The organism is Coleofasciculus sp. A1-SPW-01, assembly GCF_040217205.1.
GTDB classification, from domain to species: Bacteria; Cyanobacteriota; Cyanobacteriia; order Cyanobacteriales; family Coleofasciculaceae; genus Coleofasciculus; species Coleofasciculus chthonoplastes_A.
Window position 1 is genome coordinate 1 of sequence record NZ_JAVJNP010000122.1, and the last position, 22,433, is coordinate 22,433.

The 22,433-nt window shown below is 42.7% G+C and carries 15 protein-coding genes and 2 pseudogenes; 10 read left to right on the forward strand and 7 right to left on the reverse strand.

Annotated features, from left to right (window positions below; genetic code table 11):
• The 7 genes and pseudogenes from RH949_RS18205 to RH949_RS18235 form a co-directional block, all read left to right on the forward strand.
• Positions 1-790 (forward strand): annotated as a pseudogene (locus RH949_RS18205) (serine/threonine protein kinase); the annotation flags it as partial.
• Positions 791-832: 42 nt separating this feature from the next.
• On the forward strand, positions 833-2,752 hold the full coding sequence (locus RH949_RS18210; RefSeq protein WP_446355062.1) for a type IV pilin-like G/H family protein: 1,920 nt from the start codon (positions 833-835) through the stop codon (positions 2,750-2,752).
• A gap of 330 nt (positions 2,753-3,082) precedes the next feature.
• Positions 3,083-4,447, forward strand: a complete 1,365-nt coding sequence (locus RH949_RS18215; protein WP_446355064.1) for a serine/threonine protein kinase — start codon at positions 3,083-3,085, stop codon at positions 4,445-4,447.
• Positions 4,448-4,484: 37 nt separating this feature from the next.
• A complete protein-coding gene (locus tag RH949_RS18220; protein WP_006106219.1) occupies positions 4,485-5,891 on the forward strand; it encodes a serine/threonine protein kinase in 1,407 nt (468 codons plus the stop codon).
• A 62-nt stretch (positions 5,892-5,953) separates the two neighbouring features.
• Complete coding sequence (locus tag RH949_RS18225; protein WP_446355066.1) at positions 5,954-6,133, forward strand: hypothetical protein; 180 nt, start codon at positions 5,954-5,956, stop codon at positions 6,131-6,133.
• Positions 6,134-6,151: 18 nt separating this feature from the next.
• Positions 6,152-8,839 (forward strand): AAA-like domain-containing protein, encoded by a 2,688-nt coding sequence (locus tag RH949_RS18230; RefSeq protein WP_446355068.1) that lies wholly within the window; start codon positions 6,152-6,154, stop codon positions 8,837-8,839.
• Between the two features lie 245 nt (positions 8,840-9,084).
• Positions 9,085-9,975 (forward strand): annotated as a pseudogene (locus tag RH949_RS18235) (transketolase); the annotation flags it as partial.
• Between the two features lie 37 nt (positions 9,976-10,012).
• Here RH949_RS18235 and RH949_RS18240 read toward each other — a convergent pair.
• The 7 genes from RH949_RS18240 to RH949_RS18270 form a co-directional block, all read right to left on the reverse strand.
• Positions 10,013-10,882 (reverse strand): GIY-YIG nuclease family protein, encoded by an 870-nt coding sequence (locus tag RH949_RS18240; RefSeq protein ID WP_044211106.1) that lies wholly within the window; start codon positions 10,880-10,882, stop codon positions 10,013-10,015.
• Positions 10,883-11,335: 453 nt separating this feature from the next.
• On the reverse strand, positions 11,336-11,854 hold the full coding sequence (locus RH949_RS18245; RefSeq protein WP_446355070.1) for a helix-turn-helix transcriptional regulator: 519 nt from the start codon (positions 11,852-11,854) through the stop codon (positions 11,336-11,338).
• Positions 11,851-12,297 (reverse strand): DUF6932 family protein, encoded by a 447-nt coding sequence (locus RH949_RS18250; protein ID WP_446355072.1) that lies wholly within the window; start codon positions 12,295-12,297, stop codon positions 11,851-11,853. Before RH949_RS18250 ends, RH949_RS18245 begins: the two co-directional genes overlap by 4 nt.
• A 78-nt stretch (positions 12,298-12,375) precedes the next feature.
• The gene (locus tag RH949_RS18255; RefSeq protein ID WP_006106203.1) at positions 12,376-12,891 is read right to left on the reverse strand and encodes a helix-turn-helix transcriptional regulator; all 516 of its coding nucleotides are present in this window, start codon (positions 12,889-12,891) and stop codon (positions 12,376-12,378) included.
• Complete coding sequence (locus RH949_RS18260) at positions 12,891-13,196, reverse strand: DUF6932 family protein (protein WP_044211125.1); 306 nt, start codon at positions 13,194-13,196, stop codon at positions 12,891-12,893. Before RH949_RS18260 ends, RH949_RS18255 begins: the two co-directional genes overlap by 1 nt.
• A gap of 148 nt (positions 13,197-13,344) precedes the next feature.
• The gene (locus RH949_RS18265) at positions 13,345-16,080 is read right to left on the reverse strand and encodes a GAF domain-containing protein (RefSeq protein ID WP_157453433.1); all 2,736 of its coding nucleotides are present in this window, start codon (positions 16,078-16,080) and stop codon (positions 13,345-13,347) included.
• A 759-nt stretch (positions 16,081-16,839) separates the two neighbouring features.
• Positions 16,840-17,712, reverse strand: a complete 873-nt coding sequence (locus RH949_RS18270) for an S-methyl-5'-thioadenosine phosphorylase (RefSeq protein WP_006106169.1) — start codon at positions 17,710-17,712, stop codon at positions 16,840-16,842.
• Between the two features lie 155 nt (positions 17,713-17,867).
• Between RH949_RS18270 and RH949_RS18275 the strand changes: the two genes are divergently transcribed.
• The 3 genes from RH949_RS18275 (at position 17,868) to RH949_RS18285 (ending at position 22,415) form a co-directional block, all read left to right on the forward strand.
• Entirely contained in the window at positions 17,868-19,124 is a 1,257-nt protein-coding gene (locus RH949_RS18275) for a WD40 repeat domain-containing protein (protein ID WP_446355075.1), read from the forward strand.
• Positions 19,125-19,451: 327 nt separating this feature from the next.
• Positions 19,452-20,405, forward strand: a complete 954-nt coding sequence (locus RH949_RS18280; RefSeq protein WP_446355077.1) for an Rpn family recombination-promoting nuclease/putative transposase — start codon at positions 19,452-19,454, stop codon at positions 20,403-20,405.
• Between the two features lie 141 nt (positions 20,406-20,546).
• A complete protein-coding gene (locus tag RH949_RS18285) occupies positions 20,547-22,415 on the forward strand; it encodes a protein kinase domain-containing protein (RefSeq protein ID WP_446355079.1) in 1,869 nt (622 codons plus the stop codon).
• The last annotated feature ends 18 nt before the right edge of the window (positions 22,416-22,433 follow it).

A 22,433-nucleotide genomic window follows, 5' to 3' on the forward strand; every position in this document is an offset into this window, starting at 1 on the left:
ATTAACAGGTGTTTCTCCGGCTGATTTGCCGCAACGGAATTTACGCATACAATTTCGGGAGCAGGTGAGTATTAATTCTCAGTTGATAAGTTGGATTGAAGTATTGACAGAACCTGACCTAGATTTGCGCTTGAGTTGTGCGAGTCAAGCCCTTGATGCATTGGACACAGGGCGATCGATTTGTTATCCTTTGGAATCTGTTTATCCACCTTTTTTTACGCAAATTAAACTGAAAAAGTCTCCCCATAAGCTTGTAATTAAATTCCCGGCTAAAAAACTACTTTTTTGTGTGGGTGTTTTAGTTTTCGGGTTTAAGTTAACTTTATGCATCAGTTTGTGTTTACTATTTACTGTTATGTCTTTTTTTACAGTCTTTTCTGGAGTGTATACGATGGTAAATTTTTCTACATTAATTGTCGGCAATCTCGAATTATTATCTTGGTTAATTATAAGTATTGTTGTGTTTTCATCATCTCTGATTTTTGCATCTCTGATTTTTGGACAAAACATATCAAAAGGATACTTAGAAATCAAAAGAGAAATTGACAGCTTTATTTTGCCTAACTTTTGTGCTTATTATGTAACCTTTGACAAAAATAGCTTTCTTGTTTGCAATAAATTAAATTTCCATTTGTTACTTTCAGAAATCCAACAAGTAAACCCAGATTATTTGAAGCAGTCAATCTATCTAAAAACGAGGAAGAGAAATTACTGTTTAGCCCATTACCTAAAACCTTCTGAAGTAAAATGGTTGGTTTATGAAATTCAAGATTGGCTGGCAGATTGTTAAGAACGAATGAAACCAATTAGTTAATAGTTCAAGGAATTAGTTATGTTAAGTGCGGGACAAGTTTTACGTGATCGCTATCAGCTACAAAAACCGTTAGGATATAATGCAGGGCGGCAAACTTGGTTAGCGATGGATACTCAAGCCTCACCACCAACAGCCGTTGTGGTTAAATTGTTGATGTTTAATCCCCAGATGCAATGGGATGAGTTGAAGCTGTTTCAACGAGAGGCTCAAATTTTAAAGAATCTCAATCATCCTCGCATTCCGAAGTATCTCGATTATTTTTCAATGGATGATGTTGAAGCGGGTTTAGGAGAATATGCTGCCGATAATAATGATAAGTATAACGTAACTGACTTACCGTGGTTTGCTTTAGTACAAGACTATATTCCCGGTGAATCTCTCAAACAGCTATTGGATCAGGGGAAACGGTTTAGCGAAAATCAGGTGCGTCATTTTGCTGAGGATTTGCTCAAGATTTTAATTGACTTACACGAATTGAGTCCGCCTGTTCTTCACCGTGATATTAAACCCAGTAATCTAATTTTAGGGAAAAATAACCAAATTTATTTGGTAGACTTTGGTGCTGTGCAAGACAAAGCTAAAGCTGAAGGGGTTACATTTACAGTAGTGGGAACCAGTGGTTATGCGCCCCCCGAACAGCTATGGGGAAAAGCTGTACCTGCATCAGATTTATATGCCTTGGGTGCGACTTTAATTCATTTATTAACAGGGATTCCGCCATCTCAATTACCCCAGCAGCGAATGCGGATTAAGTTTCAAGATAAAGTCAGAATTAATCCGAATTTTGCTAACTGGATTGAGCAGTTAATTCAACCTGCACCGGAAAGACGTGTGAGTACGGCACGTCAGGCTTTTTCCTCGCTGCAATCTTCTTTGATTCCTCACCACAATCAAATCCCTGCCCAAGGCTCAAGACGCTATTTAGATGATAGTGACAGTGGTTACGGTTGTGGCTGCTTGGCTTTGCTCGGACTAATAGGAATTGGCTTTATTCTCCTATTAATTCCTTCATTTTTTAATAGCGCTGGTAAAGCAATGCAATCCGAAGCAAAACAATATATTGGTTCAATGAATCGCGCCCAGCAAGCTTATTTTTTAGAAAAAGGTAATTTTACGAATAATATTGGTGAACTGGGACTAGGCATTAACACTGAAACCAAAAACTATACCTATTCAACTTATGCCACTCTTTTGAGTGCGATCAACTATAGCGTTTCCCGCCAACCCGATTTAAAGAGTTATGTGGGTGGTGTGTTTTTGGGTAGGGTTGAAGCAACAGGAGAATTAACAACATTAGCTATCTTGTGTGAGACAAAAGATAAGGGTACTAATCGCCCCCCAGCACCAATTGTAGAAGATGGTACACTTCAATGCGCTCCGGGTACAGAAAATCTTGATGGGGAAAATGAGCGGGGAATTTTTCTGGGGGAAGATTGGAAGTTAGTAGATGTTTCAGTTAATTACGCAAAAGCTGGTGAGTATACCCAAGCTCTTGATACTGCGGAAACGATTACAAATGACTTGATCAAGGTAAAAGCACTGGACTTAATTACAACGGAGTTAATGGTGGTAGGTAAGTCTAAGCAAGCTTTGCCAATCATTGAAAAGATACAAGCGATCGCACTCAACTTAACTGATGCTGGTGAGTCTGAGCAAGCCTTGAGAGTGACTCGTCATATTACCGATGATTCGATTCAGAGTAAGACCATCCAAGCGATCGCACCCTATTTAACCACGTCTGCTGAGTATGAGCAAGCCATTCAGGTAGCTAAAACGATTACAGACTATGAACCAAAAGCCAAAGCCTTGGATGCCATTGTACGTCGATTAGTCGCAACCGGGAACCCTGAACGAGCGGTTCAGATTGCTCAAACTATCCAATCTTACTATGGTGGTAAAGAGCAAGCCCTGGCGACAATTGAACGTTATAAAAATTAACGTTAATCGGCAAATTACCACACCGGGTAGGAATGTTCCGGCGGAAGTCCCGATAACCTGAAACTGTACCCAGTAAACAGAATAGAGCCGTTTTATCAAAAAAGGCAATCAGGGAGATGAGATAATTGTCAGTCAGGGCAGGTTTAGTCATACCTAGGTTAAGGTAAGAAGTAAACTACCCGCCGCCAGTTAAGACGCTCACGCCGTAACCGCAAAACTTGTACCTGTTGTAATCAGAACAAGGATGGGTATTCCTATGCACAGTGATAACAGTAAAACTTGTTCCTACACAAGCGTCAGATACCGTCAACCGTTATCAGAGGTAATCTCGTGTTCAATCCCAATCAATGCTTAAAGGAACGTTACCAACTGCAAGAAAAATTAGGACGCACAGCAGCAGGGCGACAAACTTGGTTAGCGACGGATTTACAATCTAATGAACAAGTAACGGTTAAGCTATTAGCCTTTAGCCCGGAAATGCAGTGGGAAGAATTTAAACTCTTTGAACGCGAGGCACAAGTTTTACAAGCCCTGAATCATCCCCGAATTCCCCGCTATCGGGATTATTTTTCCTTAGACAAAGAAGCGGGATTACAGTTGCCTTGGTTTGGATTAGTGCAAGACTATATTCCGGGAGATTCTCTTCAAGAATTATTAGATAAAAATAAACGGTTTAGTGAAGAACAGGTTCGCGCTATTGCTAGTCAAGTTCTGGATATTCTGATTTATTTACATGAACTGAGTCCGCCTGTATTACACCGAGATATTAAACCGAGTAATCTTATTTTAGGGGAAGACAAGCAAGTTTATTTGGTGGATTTTGGCGCAGTTCAAGCCCAAGCTGCTGTTACCGGAGTGACGTTTACTGTGGTGGGGACGAGTGGTTATGCACCCTTAGAACAGTTTTGGGGGCGGGCGGTGGCGGCTTCCGATTTATATGCTTTGGGCGCAACTTTAATTCACCTGTTAACAGGTACAGCCCCGGCTGATTTACCCCAGAAAGAAGGGCGGATTTATTTTCGCGATCGCATCAGTCTTGATTCTCACTTTATCGCTTGGATTGAGCAGATGACTGAAATCGTGTTAGAGAAACGCTTTAGCAGTGCTAAACAAGCCAAATATTCGCTGAAATATGGGCAAATTCAACAGTCAAGTTCTACATCACATCCTGTTCGTGGCAAACTATCTAAACCTTCAGGTAGCCTGATTAAACTTAAAGCAGATAGAGACAGGTTGGAGATTACTCTTCCAGCTCCTGGACTGAGAAAAATAACCCAATACAGTTTGTTACCAGCTTTAATGATTGTCTCTTTTTATATAGGCATTTTAATGACTATCATAGGAAGTTTGTTATCCTCTATTGATTCTGGATATTTTGACGTCACTTTAATCATGTTTTGTTTTTTACTATTGGCTTCAATATTTTGGTTCTATCAAATAGGTGAAAGAACCCATGTTTTATTCGATCGTAACCGTAATTATTTAAGCATAAAACGCCAACTATGGTTTATGTACTATGGGCAGCAGCAGTTTAGACTCACAAATCTTGGCAATGCATTTTTAATGAATCGAGGCGCGATTTACGAAATCAGAATTCCTTCTGTTCGTTCAATGTGTAAATTTGGTGGTGCTTTAGGAGAGCATGAAAGCACTTGGTTACTCCAAGAACTATTAAATTGGCTGTATTTTAAATAAAAATGATAGCCGAATGCTTATTCAACAATAAATGATTATGTTCAGTCCAAATCAATGCTTAAAAGAACGATACCAGCTCCATCAAAGATTAGGATGCACAGCAGCAGGGCGACAGACTTGGTTAGCCACAGATTTACAGTCCAAGAAGAAAGTTGTTGTTAAATTGCTAGCTTTTAGCCCAGAAATGCAGTGGGAAGAACTTAAACTGTTTGAACGCGAAGCCCAAGTTTTGCAAGCCTTGAATCATCCTCGCATTCCTCACTATCGGGATTATTTTTCATTGGATAAAGACTCAGGGTTAACTTTGCCGTGGTTTGGATTAGTTCAAGATTACATTCCAGGAATTTCTTTGCAAACCCTATTAGATAATAATAAAAATTTTACCGAGAAACAGGTTCGCCGGATTGCCCGTGAAGTTCTAAATATTCTCGTCTATTTACATGAATTAAGTCCGCCTGTATTGCATCGAGATATTAACCCCAGTAATCTAGTTTTGGTAAAAAAAAAGTGGGTTCATCTGGTGGATTTTGGGACAGTTCAAGCTCAAGCGGCTGTTACTGGGGTTACATTTACGGTGGTGGGAACGAGTGGTTATACACCCTTAGAACAGTTTTGGGGGCGGGCGGTGGCGGCGTCAGATTTATATGCTTTGGGCGCAACTTTAATTCACTTGTTAACGGGTATAGCGCCTGCTAATTTACCGCAAAAAGAAGGACAAATTCAATTTCGCGATTTCCTTCGGGATAGCTTGACTTCACGCCTTAGTCTTAATTCCCAGTTGATCAGTTGGATTGAACAGATGACCGAACTTTCCTTAGAGAGGCGCTTTAGCACGGCTCAAGAAGCTAGAGAAGCACTTAGAGATAGGCAGATTCCACCGTCTAATCCTCCCCCACGTCTGGTTTGCGAGAAACTATCTAAACCTTCAGGTCAGCTAATTAAAGTTAAAACGACTAGAGACCGTTTAGAAATTACTCTACTGTCCCCTACTTTTGTTGAAATAATCCAGAAGATTAAGTTTGTTTATGTATGGTTAATTTTGTTTAATTTATTTATTTTACTTTGCTTCATTGGGTCATTGCCGACGTTGATTATAATGCCATCATTTCAAGCGATCTTGTTTACCGCTTTTAACGTGGTTTTGTTAGGTGTGTCAATCAATCTATCCCTGAATTGGTTTCGCGCCCAGCTCCAAACCACTTATGTTTTATTTGATCGCACTTGTAACAAACTAGAAATCAATCGTAAAAAATGGTTGTCCAATCCTATTCAACAACAAACCAAAATTACAGACATTGGCAATGTTTATTTGATTCATGGAGATTTCAGTTACGAAATTGGCATCATTTCAACCCATTGTCTCTGTAGAATTAGTGGCAATTTAGACAACATAGATAGTGCCTGGTTACTTCAAACCATATTGGATTGGCTGGATTTAAAATAAACCATTGAAGTGGCTCTACAATAATTAATGAAAAAATCAACTAAAATAGGACTTTGTTTGTAGTGAGAACTTTAGTTCTCGCGCAAACCTATCTGGAGAGGGCTGAAATTCCCTCACTACGAACCAATGATAATCCACCAACTAAGGTGTGCCACGCCACTACGGTAGCTCAAATGTTTCGGCGATTGCCTAATGCTTATTGCCGTGCTATTCAACTTAAATGTCTCGCCTTATCCCCATAGCCAAAAACCTAATAAATTATGCACGATTACCCCTATCAAATCGGTGGTAGTCTTCCCGAAGATGCCCCCACCTATATTATCCGACAAGCAGACACCGAACTCTATGAAGGACTCAAAGCGGGAGAATTTTGTTATGTCCTCAATTCTCGACAAATGGGAAAATCCAGTTTATTAGTTCGCACCATGCAAAAGCTTTCTGCGGAAGGATTTGCCTGTGCTGCAATTGATTTATCTGATATTGGGAGTCAATCCCTGGAACAGTGGTATGGTGGTGTCGCTTATCAAGTATTAAATAGCTTTAATCTATTCAATCCCCTGGAATTTATGGACTGGTGGCAAGGGCGAGACTGGATGTCTCCAGTACAGCGATTAAGTGAACTGGTTTCAACGGTACTGCTGAAACAGTTATCTCAACCTATTGTTATTTTTATCGATGAAATCGATAGTATTCTCAGCTTAAACGAATCTGCCGATGACTTTTTTGCCTTGATTCGCGCCTGCTATAATAAACGCGCCCAAAATAGTGAATATAAGCGGCTTACATTTGCCTTAGTCGGAGTCGCTACGCCATCAGATTTAATTAGTGACCCCACCCGCACCCCCTTTAATATTGGTCGGGCGATAGAATTGCAGGGGTTTCAATTCCAAGATTGCCAACCGTTGCTTCAGGGATTAGCGGGAAATGTTAATCATTCTGAAACTGTCTTGCAAGAGATTTTAGACTGGACAAGTGGACAACCTTTTCTCACCCAAAAACTTTGTAAGGTAGTGGTGCAACATTCAAGCCTAGTAGGGGCGCATTACTCGACTATTAATGATTCAAGCGCAAATTTAAATTCACCCTTAATTGGGCAAATCGTCCAATCCCAACTCCTGGAAAACTGGGAATCTCAAGATGAACCTGCTCATATCCGGACTATCCGCGATCGCATTCTCAAAAATGAGCAATTGGCGGGTCGATTATTGGGACTTTATCAGCGAATTTTACACCAAGGAGAATTGATTGCTGATGAGAGTCCGGAACAAGCTCAATTATGCTTGAGTGGATTAGTAGTTCGTCAAGGGGGAAAACTCCGAGTCAAAAACCGAATTTATCAGTCTATTTTTACACCCAATTGGGTAGAAAATTCCCTAGCTGAATTACGCCCCTACAGTGAAGCGTTAACCGCTTGGTTTGCCTCAGATTGTCAAGATGAATCCCGATTATTGCGCGGACAAGCTTTACAAGATGCTCAAGATTGGGCGATAGGGAAAAGTTTAAGCGATCGCGATTATCATTTCCTGGCTGCGTCTCAAGAAGCAACCCTGGCACAGTTGCGGCAAATCGAAAGCCAAAATCAAGCGGAAATTCAGCAACTGCGTCGCGAAAAAGAATTACTGGAAGAATTGACGAAAGAACAACAGCAGCGAAAATTAATCCAAGCGAAATTAAATCGGGAACAGCAGTTGAGATTTCAATATCTCACGGGGGCGGCGGCGGTGATTATAACCCTATTGATGGGTGTATTTTGGGTTAAACCATCGATTGAAGAACGGAATATTAAAATCAATACCCTGAGTTTATTATCCGAATCCCTTTTAGCCACCAATCAAACGCGAGATGCACTCATCGAAAGTATTCGCGCCACCAAAGAACTTAAACAGTCCCTTGGCGTGACGGCGGATACCAAAATGCGGGTGATTATGGCATTCAATCAAGCGATTTCAAGTTTCAGTCAGCCGAATACCTTACCCGGACATTCTTCCCCAGTGACTCAGTTTCAGTTTAGTCCGGATAGTCAGATGTTGGCTGTTGCCTATAAGGATGGTACGGTAAAGCTGTGGCATCATCGGAGTGATCCCGATAAATCTAACCGAGTTTATATTTTACAGGAAGCAGGCGATCGCATCATGAATCTCAGCTTTAGTTCTGATAGCCAAACCCTCGCCAGTGCTAGCGCTGATGGTACGATTAAACTGTGGGATCAAAAGGGTCAACGACAGGGAACTGTAAACGTTGATGCTGATAAGATAACCAGCATCAGTTTTAATCCCAACCGTCAACAAATTGCCATTAGTACCGATAAGGAGATTCAACTGTGGCAATATCTGGAGAATCAATTAGCGCAAACGTTAACTCGTCCCCATATTTCCCATGTCCGTTTTTCTGCCAACGGTGATAAACTAGCAGCGGTGGATCAAGAGGGCGCGATCGCACTGTGGCGGTGTCGAGATGGTACGTTACTCCACACCTTTAATACAACCAACGATGCTATTATCGATATCCAATTTAGTCCCAATAGTCAACTCATTGCCTCTAGCAGTACAGAGGGTACAGTAAGACTCTGGCGTAAAAATGGCACATTGTTGAATATCTTACAACATACCAAACCAGTCACCAGCTTTAGCTTTAGTGCGGATAACCAAATGCTAGCCACAACAAGTACCGATAACCGCGTCAGACTCTGGCATCAAAATGGTACATTACTCAAAGCCTTACCGAGTCATAAAAATCCAGTCGCCAAGGTTAGCTTTTCCCTGGATGGTGAACAATTAGCATTAGCGAATCCGGATGGAAAAGTTAGCTTGTGGAATTTGAATCTGAATCACCTGTTACAGCAAGGATGCATTAGCTTAACCAGAAGCGATAATCGTGTTCACACCAAGACTGATTCTGATGCATTCCACCTTTGTCAAAGGTACACTCCTGTCAATATAGATAGATAAACCTTAATCTGTAGGGTGGGTTAGGCGGTGTTAAATTGAGGAAACAAATCATTTAATGATCACTCCGCCGTAACCCACCACCTTATCCTTTATTCAGGGTTAACAAAAAATAAGGGGGAGTCAACAAAATTAATTGATTTCCCCTTAACGATAATGAGGTTAAAAGGGAGCATCCCAATTTGGCACGTTGGCTCTTTAAATGGGGCTGAAACCCTTGCAATTGCGTTACTTCAGGTGAAGCACTGTCCATCCATAACCAACCTGTGGTAATTATCGCCCGTACCGTGAAAGGAAAGGGTGCCTCTGTGGTAGAAAATCAGAGTGGCTGGCATGGTAAGAATTTGGACGAGGAGAAGGCAAAAGCAGCAATTGAAGAATTAGGCGGTCAACGCAATATTCAGATTTCCGTCCAGAAACCGGAGGACGCGGGAGAACCCGCTACAATTGGCGAGACGCAACCGTTAGAACTTCCCAGCTACGATGAAGGCGAGAAAGTTGCCACCCGTACAGCCTACGGTAAGGCATTAGCCGCCATCGGCGCATCGCGATCAGATGTGGTTGCGCTTGACGGGGAAGTCAGTAATTCCACCCGCGCCAAATTCTTTGCCAAAACCCATAGCGATCGCTTTTTTGAAATGTTCATTGCTGAACAGCAGATGGTGGGTGCAGCGATGGGATTGCAAGCACGGCATTATAAGCCGTTTGTCTCTAGCTTTGGTGCGTTCCTAAGTCGCGCTTATGACTTCGTGCGAATGGCAGCTATTTCTCGTGCCAATATCAAGTTATCGGGGTCTCACGCCGGAATTTCCATTGGTCAAGATGGACCCTCGCAAATGGCATTAGAAGACTTGGCATCTATGCGAGCTGTTTGGAGTAGTACGGTTCTGTATCCCTGTGATGGTAACCAAACCGCTCAACTGGTGAGTCAGATGGTTGACCGGGATGGGATTGTTTACCTGCGGACAACGCGGATGAAAACGCCTGTTATCTATGAAAAAGAGGAAGAATTTCCCATTGGTGGGAGTAAAGTTATCCGTAGTAGCGATCGCGACCAAGTGACGGTGATTGGTGCCGGGGTAACGTTGCACGAAGCGCTGAAGGCGTATGATCGGCTCAAACAAGAGGGTGTCTTTATCTATGATCAAGTCTCAAAACAAGCCACCGAGATAAATTTCACCAAATTATATGCTTGTTTAAATAGAAATCAGCGGGCAAAGGTTGTAAATTTTTACAGACCTTTAAAAGGTAAGATTGCGCTGCATTGTCCCCGTTAACTATTATTTTTTCTAAGGCAGGCATTAATAAATTAGAATTGACGAGTTTCTTAAGGACAACGCCAGCGATCTGGCAATCCACTAAGTTTGGATAAACCTCTTTGAATACTTGATCTGCCCAATTATCATTAAATAATTCGACAAATACAAAAATTGTTTGTCTCGCATCGAAAAAATAACAAGTTGGTACAGACTTAGGGTCTGTCTCTATGTAAAAGCGCTTTTTAGCTCGATGTAATGAACTTTTTAACAAAATATTTCCCATATTCTGTCTGCACACTACTAGAATGGAAGGCTGGCGTTCTTCATATACACCTGCAACAAAACCTCGAAACAAGTCCCAAGCGTCTCTAGGGATTGTCTTTCCCTCGCTGCACGTAGACATCACTGAAGGAAAGAGAGGCTGACTTGTGAGTTTGAGTAAGCGTCGCAATTCCGAAAACCGAGGACTTGTTTTGGGGAGATATTCCTTGACTTTGCTATCATTCAGTAGAGGTTTAAGCTGCTCGATATACTCTCGCTCTAACTTATCCAGTTCAGAAACGGAAGTCAGAATATATCTAAGAATGATTTTATCTAATCCTTTCCTGGCAAATTGCTTGTATCGGTGATGAGTTTTTCCTGCCCAGCGATCGCGCAGGCTTTTAGCTTGACCAATATAAAGTAATTGTTCGCGTTCATCAAGGACAAAATAAATGCCTGCTTGATCGGGAAGCTGATGACGTTGGCGTAAAGTAAACTGTCCGAAAAAAATAGGAAAATTTTTCATTTTTATATATAATAGATTTATGGCAAAAATTCTATGGCAGTATCCTCTCGCGTAGTTACAGTACAAATGTTCTAAAGCACTCCTGATAAGCTGTTCGGCATTTAAACCTTAATAAGCTGTTCGGCATTTAAACCTTAATATCAATAATGGCGCAATCCTTGTAGTGCGAGCATCTTGCTCGCTACTAATACCCAATTTAAATGCATGACAGCTTATCAATAATGGCGAAATCCTTGTAGTGCGTTAAGCGAAGCCATGCCGTAGGCTTTGCATCTTGCTCGCTACCCATTCCCAATTTAAATGCATGACAGCTTAAAGCTTCCATTTCTAATGTGTAAATACGCCAGCGCGTAGCGCTATAGTTTAGAAATACTGCAATAATTGGGCAAAGACAAGTTGCTCTACCTATTGTATAATAATAGAGAATTGCTGAATGGGTCAATTCCCCAATATTTATGGTATTTTAGTTACCCTATTCATTGTTTTCTTTCGCCATTTTGCCACAGTTTGTTTAACCGCTTCTATTTCCTCAAAATCCACCTGCATCACAGCCGTCTCAAATTCCACACCCAACGCGGTGCTAACTTCCAGGATTTCTACAAAACTGGCACATTGATAATCGGTGTCTTCATACTGCTTAACTCGTTGCTGATCAATTCCTAACAAATCAGCTAGTTCGCCTTGGCTCATTTTTGCTGCTATCCTAGCTTGAATCAAAGCATCGGGCAGCTTGTTTAAACTCTCAACTTTTATTTGAATCGGCTGGCTCTTGTCGCAATTAATTAGCCTTTCATATTCAGTAATTTCGGCTTGTAAAGCCATGAGATGAGATTGTTTTACATCACGAGAAAGCTGCCAACCATCAGGATCTTTCTTCTTGAGTGCTTCATCTTGATCTAACGTCTTGATGGAATATTCAAATTTTCTAGCACATTCTTGGCTGTATTCATACTGCTTTTCATTTTTAATCATGGTTCCCACCTCAATAAATCTATGGCAATAATTCCTTTTGGATTGAACTGTCTATCTCGCTGAAAAAATTCTATAGAAACTAACCCGTAATCTCCTACAGGTTGATCGGAACGAAAAAGTTCACCTTTATACGTTAATTTCTGGGCGCTACGATCTAAATGATTTAGTAATCTAGGGGCATTTTTGCGGAGATAATCGTAATCCATATCTTCCGGCTCCCAACAGGCATCAAAATCACCCGGGTTTGGTTTACTGGTGACAAAACTACCATCAATATAAATAGTTCGACAACCTGCGGCTTTTAATTGGGTCATTGCCAGTTCCAAACCATCTATCATGTTCTGTCTCTTCAAGGTTGTACTAAATCTCTGCTGAAACTCCTCCCATTCGCAAAAATGAACTCCTGGTGGTAGATTGCCATTCTCATCGAATTCTGGAATCACTTCCTCACACCTGAATCACTTCCTCACACCTGTGTCACCAATCGATTGTCTGGCTATTAAGTGTATCACAATTATTCTTTATGACGTTTTAGTTACCATATTCATATTTTTATTTCGCCATTTTTCTACACTTTGTTTAACCGCTTCTATTTCCGCAAAATCTACCTGCATCACAGCCGTCTCAAATTCCACACCCAACGCGGTGCTAACTTCCAGGATTTCTACAAAACTGGCACATTGATAATCGGTGTCCTCATATTGCTTAACTCGTTGCTGCTCAATTCCCAGCAAATCAGCCAGTTCTTCTTGGCTCATTTTGGCAGCTATTCTGGCTTTGATTAAAGCATCGGGCAGCTTATTCAAACTCTCAACTTTTATTTGAATCGGCTGGCTATTGTCACAATTAATCAGTCTTTCATATTCAGCAATTTCTTCTTTTAACTCGTTAACTTGACTCTGATAGGAGTCTCTATGAAGCTGCCAGCGTACTGGTTCAGCTTTCAAGTTATCATTACTATCCAATTCGGCGACAGACTGTTCAAAGCGCCGCAACCAATCTAAGGATTGCTGATATTGTTGATCATTTTTTATCATTAGGGTGTCCACCTCTGTAACTCTATAGACAGAATTCCTTTGCGCGTATTCGTTCTTGTATCAAATTGAAAAAAATCTAAATAGGCTGCATCAAAATCACCAGGGTTGGGCTTACTGGTGATAAAACTACCATCAATATAAATAGTTCGACAACCTGCGGCTTTTAATTGGGTCATTGCCAGTTCCAGACCATCGATCATACGCTGTCTCCTCAACGTCGTACTAAATCTCTGCTGAAACTCCTCCCATTCGCAAAAATGAACTCCTGGTGGTAGATTGCCGTTCTCATTGAATTCTGGAATCACTTCCTCACATCCACGCCACAAATTGATTGTTTGGCTTTTAAGCCTACCACAATTATCTTTATACCTCAGACAGGCTCTTAAATAGCGATTATCAAATGTTCCTATAAGTCGGCTCGCCATAGTGCCATGGCACATCTCTACCTGAATCCTAAGAACTGGTAACTTGCTGGATAGGAATCTCGATCCAAAATTCAGTCCCTTTACCTGGTGTCGAGGTGCAATGAAGAACACCATGATGATGTTCGACGACAATTTGATAACAAATTGTCAATCCTAAACCCACACCTTGTCCTACTGCTTTGGTAGAAAAGAAGGGATCAAATAGCCGTGCTTTTACCTCATCTGTCATTCCCAGTCCATTATCGGCAATTTGAATCACAATTCGGGGACAATTCATTACAGATTGTTTCCTGTCTTCTGTCTGAATATCTAGCTGAGAGTCTGGCTGGTGAGAGGAATCCGTGGAACATTCCAATACCCCCGTGCGAATGGCAATAATCGGTGCAGGATAATCGGGATTATCTTTAAAAGACTGCTCCAAAACATCGATCGCGTTGTTGAGAATGTTCAGAAACACCTGGTTAAGTTGTCCAGGATAACAGTCTGCCTCAGGCAAGTCGCCATACTCCGTCAGCACTTTAATCTCCGGCTGGTTCCCTTTGGGTTTGAGGCGATGTTGCAACATCAGTAAGGTACTCTCAATTCCCTGATTTAAGTCAGCCTGTTTCATCTCGGCTTCATCTAGGCGGGAGAAGTTGCGTAAGCTGAGGACAATGGAACTAATCCGATCCGTTCCCCGTTGCATAGAACGCAGCAGTTTGGGTAAGTCATCAGCGATAAAGTCAACATCAATGAGTTCCGCTTGCTCCGCAATAGCCGCCGCCGGATTGGGATAATGCTCTTGATAAAGGCGTACCAGATTCAAGAGGTCATAAAAATAGGCACTGGCGTAGGTCAAGTTATTGTGAATAAAATTAACTGGATTATTCAGTTCATGTGCCACACCTGCCACTAATTGTCCTAAACTGGACATTTTTTCACTCTGCACCAGTTTGGCTTGGGTGGCTTGAAGCTGATTTAGGGTTTGTTCAAGTTCTTGGGTTTGGGCTTGGGCAATCTCAGCGCTTTCACGGGCTTGGGTGTAGAGGGAGGCTTGATCGAGGGCGATCGTCAGTTGAGCGACAACCGCTTGCAATAGTTCCACCTCACTATTATCCCAGGGACGTTGTTCTGTCCCGTGAATACAACTAATCGCGCCAATGTCTCCCGCCCTGGTTTTAATCGGTAGAGACAAGATTGAGGTATATCCCTGTTGGGTTAAAAACTGTTTTAGGATCGGGTCATCACAAGTTTCCACATCATCCACCTGAACAATTTCTCGCTTGAGAATCCGCTGGGCAAGGGGGGCAATTTGCTCGGTTGAATGTTGACCGATAGAGCTTGGTAAATCAGGTGTTCTGGCTTCTTTGACTACATCCCAATGGGGGGGTTGTACTTTGAGTCGATACCAGAGAAATTGACAGCGATCGATTTTGAGTAGGGTGCGAATCGATTCTACTGCTGTTTCCAGGATAGTATGAAGTTCTAGGGAGTTGCGAATTTGATTGGCAAGCCCAAAAAGCAGAGATTCGCGACGGCTGAGTAGTTCTGAACGCGCCCAATATTGGTCAATGGCAACGGCAATGGCATTGGCAACCCAGCTAAAGGTACGCCGAGATTCTGAGTTAAGGGATTGATTTCCCAATAGCATCATGCCACTCATCAGCCGATCTTCTACCACCGCCGCCAGTGCAGAAATCCGGCTGTGGCTGGGTGGGGCGGGGGTTGTAGGCATCGCCGGGGGATGGGTTAATCGGGAAAGGCGAGATCCTAAGCCCAAGGGTTTAAATGGGTTTGCCTGTTTTGCCACGGCTAAGGGGTTCATCTTCAAGGCATGAGGTGTGGCTTTGTGGCGTGATTCTGGGGCGGGCTGGGGTTGACTAATCTCCCGCGATACAACGACAATTTCGGTTACTTGATTGGTTTGAGGATGGCATATAGGGTTGATCGTGCTTTCTAGCCACCGATAATCGCCGCTTTGATGACGGATGCGGTAGCGAATCGGCTGCTGGTGTTGGCAATCCGTGGGGTTGGAGTAGATCTGTTTAATCGCGGTGACATCTTGAGGATGCACCAACTCGTCAATGGAATGTCCCACCAACTGATCAGATTCGTATCCTAAGAGGGTACGACAAGCGGGTGAAGCATATAAATAGACCCCATCTGTCCGATGTTGAGAAATCAGATCGGGAGACTTCTCAACCAGTAATTGGTAACGGCTTTCTCCCTGATTCAACTCCTGCATTGCCTGTTGGTGATGCCATTGTTCCAGTCGCAGGGCAATTAAATTCGCGATCGCGCTGGCAAAGGTTTTGTCTTGAGGCGTCCACTCCCTCGGACTAGATACGCTTTGTTCGTAGCTGATCATACCGATCATCTGTTCGTTTTGCCAGATCGGTACATCTAATCGCCCCAGCAATAGGGGACTGGTAAGACAACAACACGTCTTCGGTAATACAGGTGGACTGATATCTTTTCCCTGGTTTTGTCCTGGGGTTTTGTCCCAGCCATGATAGTGTTTACCATTCTCATACCGTTCCACACAATTAAGCTGAGAAGCTGCATCGTTGTACAACCATACGCTGACTCGCTCAACGTCTAAGGCATCGGCGGCGGCTTTTGTCAAGTCGCAAATTACGGTGGTCAAATCTCCGGCGTTGAGTCTCTGAGATTGAGTCAACTCGAATAACACCATCGTTTGGTTTTGCCAACGTTTGGTGTTGTTAATTTGAGCATCGTTTGCCAATTCCTTTGAACCCCTACTCTGCTTTCTAGTTGCAATCACTTAATCTATTTGTATTAGCAGCAGCATCCTGAGTAATAATTTGGTTGATCTGGGCGTTGAGTTCGGTGAGATAGCAACGTTCCCTCAAAAGATTACTCACATATCGCATAGATGTTTTCTCTCTCCTTCTGGGTAGAAGCAGCGACTTTCGAGCGTTAGTCCTCAGCCGCTATTCCATACACCCTGTCTTTGGTTTCTTCCCACGACTCGGTTGAGATTACAGAAATTTACGACTCTCTTAATACATAACCCTAACCTAAAACGCTAGCAACGTCAGCTTTTGTGTAAGTAACTTTTTTATACCTGTCCTATAAATTAATTAAATCTCCCAGGATCGTGAGTGATTTGCTCAAACTGTCCTCTGGGAGATTGCTCTCACTACAGCCAACGTATTACGAAAATTTTATTTTGTATTACAAATAGTGTTGTATGAGATATTTGAATCAGAGAGTCGAGGGACACATAAGCGTCTGAGTTATGAATAGTAGATGCACCCTGTTTACCCAACCTCTGTCAACCATCTCTCAACCAGGGTCGGAACCTGTAGCTAACAGAGGCTTTCTGTAACAACGGCGATTTGAGAAAATCTTTTGATGCCGCTGTAATACAGTTGGGTCATACGAACCATCATACACAGTGGGAAACGTAAATATGGGTATAAGTTTACGTTTGTTAATATTACGTTGTATTACGCAAACTTTCTCAGTCTGGCACAAGTTATTGCAGCTTCTTTTCCGGAAGCGAGTATGACGAATGACATCAAAGGTATTTTTGCAAGAAAATGCTTAACTTCTGCTTCGTCGCCTCTGGCGCTTTGTCGAGTGGGGTCAAAATCGCGTACTTTAACGCTGAGTGCGCCTCGGATGGGGGTGGATTTTGGGCAAGACGCCGCACGGTTTCTTGAATCACCTGTTGAGCATTCGTCGCATTGCGCCGTAAATTGCCAATCACCATTTCTACAGTTACGCTGTCATGATCAGGATGCCAGCAATCATAATCGGTGACTAGGGCTAAGGTGGCGTAGGCGATTTCTGCTTCTCGCGCTAGTTTTGCCTCAGGTAAATTCGTCATTCCAACCACCGTTGCGCCCCAACTCCGGTAGAGATGGGATTCAGCTTGAGTGGAAAAGGCAGGTCCTTCCATACAGATGTATGTGCCACCGCGATGCAGGGTGACATCAGTTAACTGTAAGCTAGCCACCGCATCAGCTAAAACCTCGGCGAGTTGATGACATACGGGTTCAGCAAAGCCAATATGTACCACAATCCCCTCACCGAAAAAGGTAGATACACGATTTTTGGTGCGGTCAATAAATTGATTGGGTATGACCATATCTAAAGGTTTGGCTTCTTCCTGGAGGGAACCCACGGCTGAGGCGGAAATCAGATACTTAACACCCAACTGTTTCATCGCGTGGATATTGGCGCGGAAGGGCAATTCAGTGGGCATGAGATGATGGTTACGACCATGACGGGCAAGAAAGGCAACGGTCGTTCCTTCTAGAGTACCCACAATTAAATCATCAGACGGCTTGCCAAAGGGGGTATCGAGTTGCACCTCTTGCACATCTTTGAGGGCATCCATTTGGTAAAGTCCGCTACCGCCAATAATACCAATCGTTGCCTGTACCATTCTGCCTACCTTTTGCTGCGACAATGCCCAGATATTGTATCGGGAAATGGGTCGAGATCGCTCTAATTTGAGTTATTCCCTGATTTTGCCAGATGCGGTGAAAATTAGGCTACCCTTTTACCTAATCCCGCCGCCCATTTCCCGTTGCACCCGCTATGAGTAACCGCCACTGGCTAAAGATTACCGAATACCTTTTCCTCGCTGGTTCAGGATTGGGAACGGTTATCGCCGCCGCCACTCAGCAGGCGGTTTACGCCGCCGCACCGATTACGATTACTCTGGGATTGAATCTAGCTAATCGAGGGCGATTTGATCAGAAGACTCATCAACAGACAGAAACCGCGATCGCACAACTCCAGCAACAAGTTACTAACTTAGACTCTCTCCCATCCCAGATTACGGAATTACAGAGTGCGATCGCACAATTCCCAACCCCAGAACCCAATTCTCCCACGATTGAGCCTGCTGTAGAAATTCAACCGCTTTTACCAGACACCATTCCCCGATGGCAATGTGTCAACACTATAACCGGAAATTTAGCGCCAATTACCACGCTTACACTTCATCCAGACGGGCAGATTATCGCCACTAACACGATTAACAATACAATCCAATTGTGGGATATTCAAACTGAACAAAAACACCTCATCCTTAAAGGACATTCCCAGCCAGTTTTATCCATCGCCTTTAATCCTCACGCACAAACCTTAGCCAGTGGTAGTGCGGATCATACGATTAAGCTGTGGGATACTCGCACTGGACAGCAAAAATGCAGTCTAAAGGGCTATTTTTACTATTTTCTCGCCGTCGCCTTTAGTCCTGATGGTTTAACCTTAGCCAGTGGGAGTGCTGACTGTACTGTTAAACTTTGGGATGCTAATACGTTAGCCCAAAAACGCATTTTTAAGGGACATGGGGACAAAGTTCATACAGTAGCCTTTAGTCCCGATGGACAAATCCTGGCGAGTGGGAGTCGAGATGGCATGATTAAACTCTGGGATGTGCGTTCCTCTGTTCGCAACGATACGATCACACTCAACGGACATCAAAGGGGAATTTATGCGGTCATATTTAGCCCCGATGGACAATGGCTGGCGAGTGGAAGTGCAGACTGTACCATTAAAGTATGGGACATGAGAACTGGACAGGAAAGGTATACATTAAAGGGACATACTGATGAGGTGCGCTGTCTTGCCTTTAGTCTGGATAGTAAAATCTTAGTTAGTGGAAGTTGTGACCAAACCCTGAAACTCTGGAATCTGGAGGATGGGGAGTTAATTGACACTTTATCTGACCATGCAGGGGCGGTGACATCCGTGGTTTTCAGTCCCGATGGGCAGCGATTGATTAGTGGGAGTAGCGACAAGACCATCAAAATATGGCGTAGGCAACAGGAGTGCGATCGCGCCTGAACTCCAGTCCAGTGAACCTCGCGCCGCGATTAAGATTCTATCTGTCAATAACTTGAGAACATAATACAATATTTTATAGTCCCCTCTTATCTATAAGCTGTTCGGCATTTAAACCTTAATGTCAAAAACGGCAAAACCCTTGTAATGCGTTTAGCGAAGCCATGCCGCAGGCTTTAGCGAAGCCATGCCGCAGGCTTTGCATCTTGCTCGCTACCCATTCCAAATTTAAATGTGTGACAGCTTAGCCAACCTCGATAATTGGTGAAGTATTTGCTTCGTTGTTCCCCAGTATAAACTATAGTTTAGCAACTAAATTAGGATCGATATATGACTTTTATCAACCCAAAAACAGACTTTGCTTTCAAGAAAATATTCGGATCTGCCGATAGTAAAGATATCCTAATAAGTTTTTTAAATGCGCTTCTCTATGAAGGTAATCCAACCATAGAAGACTTGGAAATTATTGATCCATATTTGCAGCCGACTATTCCTGCTCTCAAAGATACGTTTCTGGACGTTAAGGCAAAAATCACCGGAAATAAAATTGTCATCATTGAAATGCAAGTCTTAAATGTTGTCGCTTTTGATAAAAGGGTTGTCTTCAATGCGGCTAAAACATTTGCGACTCAACTTAAATCGGGAGAAGGATACTCTAGACTAAATTCTGTCATTGCCTTAACAATTACAGACTTTCAAATGTTTCCTCAGCGAAATAAAGTTATTTCTCGATTTACTTTTGCCGATATGCAGGATTTATTTATATATCCTGAACGTTCCCTAGAATTGGTTTTTGTAGAATTACCGAATTTTCAAAAAGAGTTAAACGAATTAAATACATTAACCGACAAATGGATTTATTTCATGAAACAAACGAGCAATCTAGACAGTGTACCGGAAAAAATGGATGAAGTGGTGGCTATTCAAAAAGCATTTAGGATTGCCAATCAAGCGAACTTAACCATGGCAGAATTAGAAACGCTAGAGAAGCAACAGATGTTTCTAGAAGACCAACAAGGTGCTATTTTGAAAGGCATTGAACAGGGTTTAGAACAGGGTTTAGAACAGGGTTTAGAGCAAGGTTTAGAACAAGGCAAACAAGAAGGAGAAATTGGATTAATCGTGCGTTTATTAGAACGTCGTATCGGAGCGATCGCGCCAGAACTGCAAACCCGCCTCCGTCAATTATCCTCTGGGGAACTAGAAGCCTTAGCCGATGCTGTCCTAACCTTCACTGATGTTAGCAATTTAACCGCTTGGTTACAAGATAATACCCAGAGTTAAACTGAGAGTAATAAGGGACGCGATCGCTGTCTCTGTCGCCAGTGCGTGGAAGGTTTACTATAGATACATACAGTACACTCGTGCATTCCTACGGCTTGGATGCAAATGACACATGACATAAACAAATGACATAAACAAATTATGAGCTACTGTCTCAACCCTAAATGCCTACAGCCTCAGAACCCCGATGGTAATCAATTTTGCCAAACTTGTGGGTCAAATTTACTATTGAGAGAGCGTTATCGGGGGCTGCGATTGATTGGACAGGGGGGATTTGGTAGAACGTTTTTAGCGGTGGATGAGGATAAACCGTCTAAGCCGCATTGTGTGATCAAACAATTTTATCCTCAAGCTCAAGGAACCGATACTGTCCAGAAAGCGGCGGAACTGTTTGAGCAAGAAGCGGTGCGTCTTGATGATTTGGGTTACCATCCCCAAATTCCAGAACTATTTGCCCATTTTAATCGGGATAATCGCCAGTATTTGGTACAAGAATATATTCCGGGATATGATTTAGCTCAAATGTTGATCGATCAAGGTGCTTTCACTGAACAGCAAATTCGAGACTTACTCAATAGTTTGCTGCTATTGCTCGATTTTATTCACAGTCATAATGTTATTCATCGGGATATTAAGCCAGCCAATGTGATTTGTCGTTCTTGCTCCAATTTCCAGGGAGCAAGAAAAGGACAACTGGTACTTGTGGATTTTGGTGCGGCTAAATTTGCCACGATTACCGCCCTCACTCGCAAAGGAACAATTATTGGTTCGGCTGGCTATGCGGCACCGGAACAGGCATTAGGTCAAGCATTTTTTGCTAGTGATTTGTATAGTCTAGGTGTTACTTGTATTCATCTGTTGACTCGACGCCATCCCTTAGAACTTTATTGTGTGAATGAGGGAGATTGGGTGTGGCGAGATTATTTAACTACATCCCTGAGTCCTGAATTAGAGCAAGTTCTGGATAAATTGTTACAACGTCCCGTGCGGCGGCGCTATCAAAAAGCGCGAGATGTTTTACAGGACTTGAATCCTGATTCATTGACGACACGTCACCGCTATTTTGCTCAAGTTCAAAGGTTAACTATACCGACAATTCATCAACTTATTCCTCAGAAAAAAACATGGAAATGCATTTATACGCTAATCGGTCATTCAAGTTCGGTTTGTTCAGTGGCAATTAGTCCCGATGAACAATGTCTGGCGAGTGGAAGTTTTGATAAAACGGTTAAATTGTGGAATATTCAGACAGGGGAATTGTTGCATACGTTGATCAAACATATAAAACCTGTGTTGTCGGTGGCGTTTAGTCCTAACGGTCAAATTTTGGCGAGTGGTAGTGTGGATGACACGATCGAATTATGGCAGTGGCAATCCGGTTTTGTAAGCTGTACGATCGCGGATTATTTCGATGCAAGAGTGTCGATATGTTTGGCAATAAGTCCTGATGGGCAACTTTTGGCTAGTGGTAGCGATCGCCAAATTATTAAAGTCTGGGAAATTGAGACTGGCACTTTACTCTATACCTTCCGCCATTTACGCGGGATTAATTCAGTTATTTTTAGTCCCGATGGTAAATTTTTGGTGAGTGGAAGTAGTGATAATACGGTGAAGTTATGGTGTCTGGATAAGGGGGAATTAGTAAATACTTTTACAGGTCATGAACGGGATGTCAATTCTGTGGCGATTGACCCCCAGGGGAAAATACTCGCTAGTGGTAGTAGCGATACGACGATTAAATTATGGCATTTAGGCAATGGTAAACTCTTGGCTACTCTCAGAGGACATGCAGATTGGGTGCGAACGGTAAAATTTAGTCATAATGGACGAATGTTGGTTAGTGGTAGCGCTGATACCACAATTAAGGTGTGGGATTTGCATGGTGGTAAGGTGGCGGCGACGTTAGCGGGACATACCAGGGATGTGAATTCGATTGCATTGAGTCAAGATGGACAAATGATTATTAGTGGGAGTGGCGATGGCACAATTAAGATTTGGCGGTATCAATAAGATTGTCATTTGTCATTC

Coding starts and splice junctions, on each gene's coding strand:
- RH949_RS18210 (WP_446355062.1), top strand. CDS start 833: ATGTTAAGTGCGGGACAAGTTTTACGTGATCGCTATCAGCTACAAAAA.
- RH949_RS18220 (WP_006106219.1), top strand. CDS start 4,485: ATGTTCAGTCCAAATCAATGCTTAAAAGAACGATACCAGCTCCATCAA.
- RH949_RS18230 (WP_446355068.1), top strand. CDS start 6,152: ATGCACGATTACCCCTATCAAATCGGTGGTAGTCTTCCCGAAGATGCC.
- RH949_RS18240 (WP_044211106.1), bottom strand. CDS start 10,882: ATGAAAAATTTTCCTATTTTTTTCGGACAGTTTACTTTACGCCAACGT.
- RH949_RS18245 (WP_446355070.1), bottom strand. CDS start 11,854: ATGATTAAAAATGAAAAGCAGTATGAATACAGCCAAGAATGTGCTAGA.
- RH949_RS18255 (WP_006106203.1), bottom strand. CDS start 12,891: ATGATAAAAAATGATCAACAATATCAGCAATCCTTAGATTGGTTGCGG.
- RH949_RS18270 (WP_006106169.1), bottom strand. CDS start 17,712: ATGGTACAGGCAACGATTGGTATTATTGGCGGTAGCGGACTTTACCAA.
- RH949_RS18275 (WP_446355075.1), top strand. CDS start 17,868: ATGAGTAACCGCCACTGGCTAAAGATTACCGAATACCTTTTCCTCGCT.
- RH949_RS18280 (WP_446355077.1), top strand. CDS start 19,452: ATGACTTTTATCAACCCAAAAACAGACTTTGCTTTCAAGAAAATATTC.
- RH949_RS18285 (WP_446355079.1), top strand. CDS start 20,547: ATGAGCTACTGTCTCAACCCTAAATGCCTACAGCCTCAGAACCCCGAT.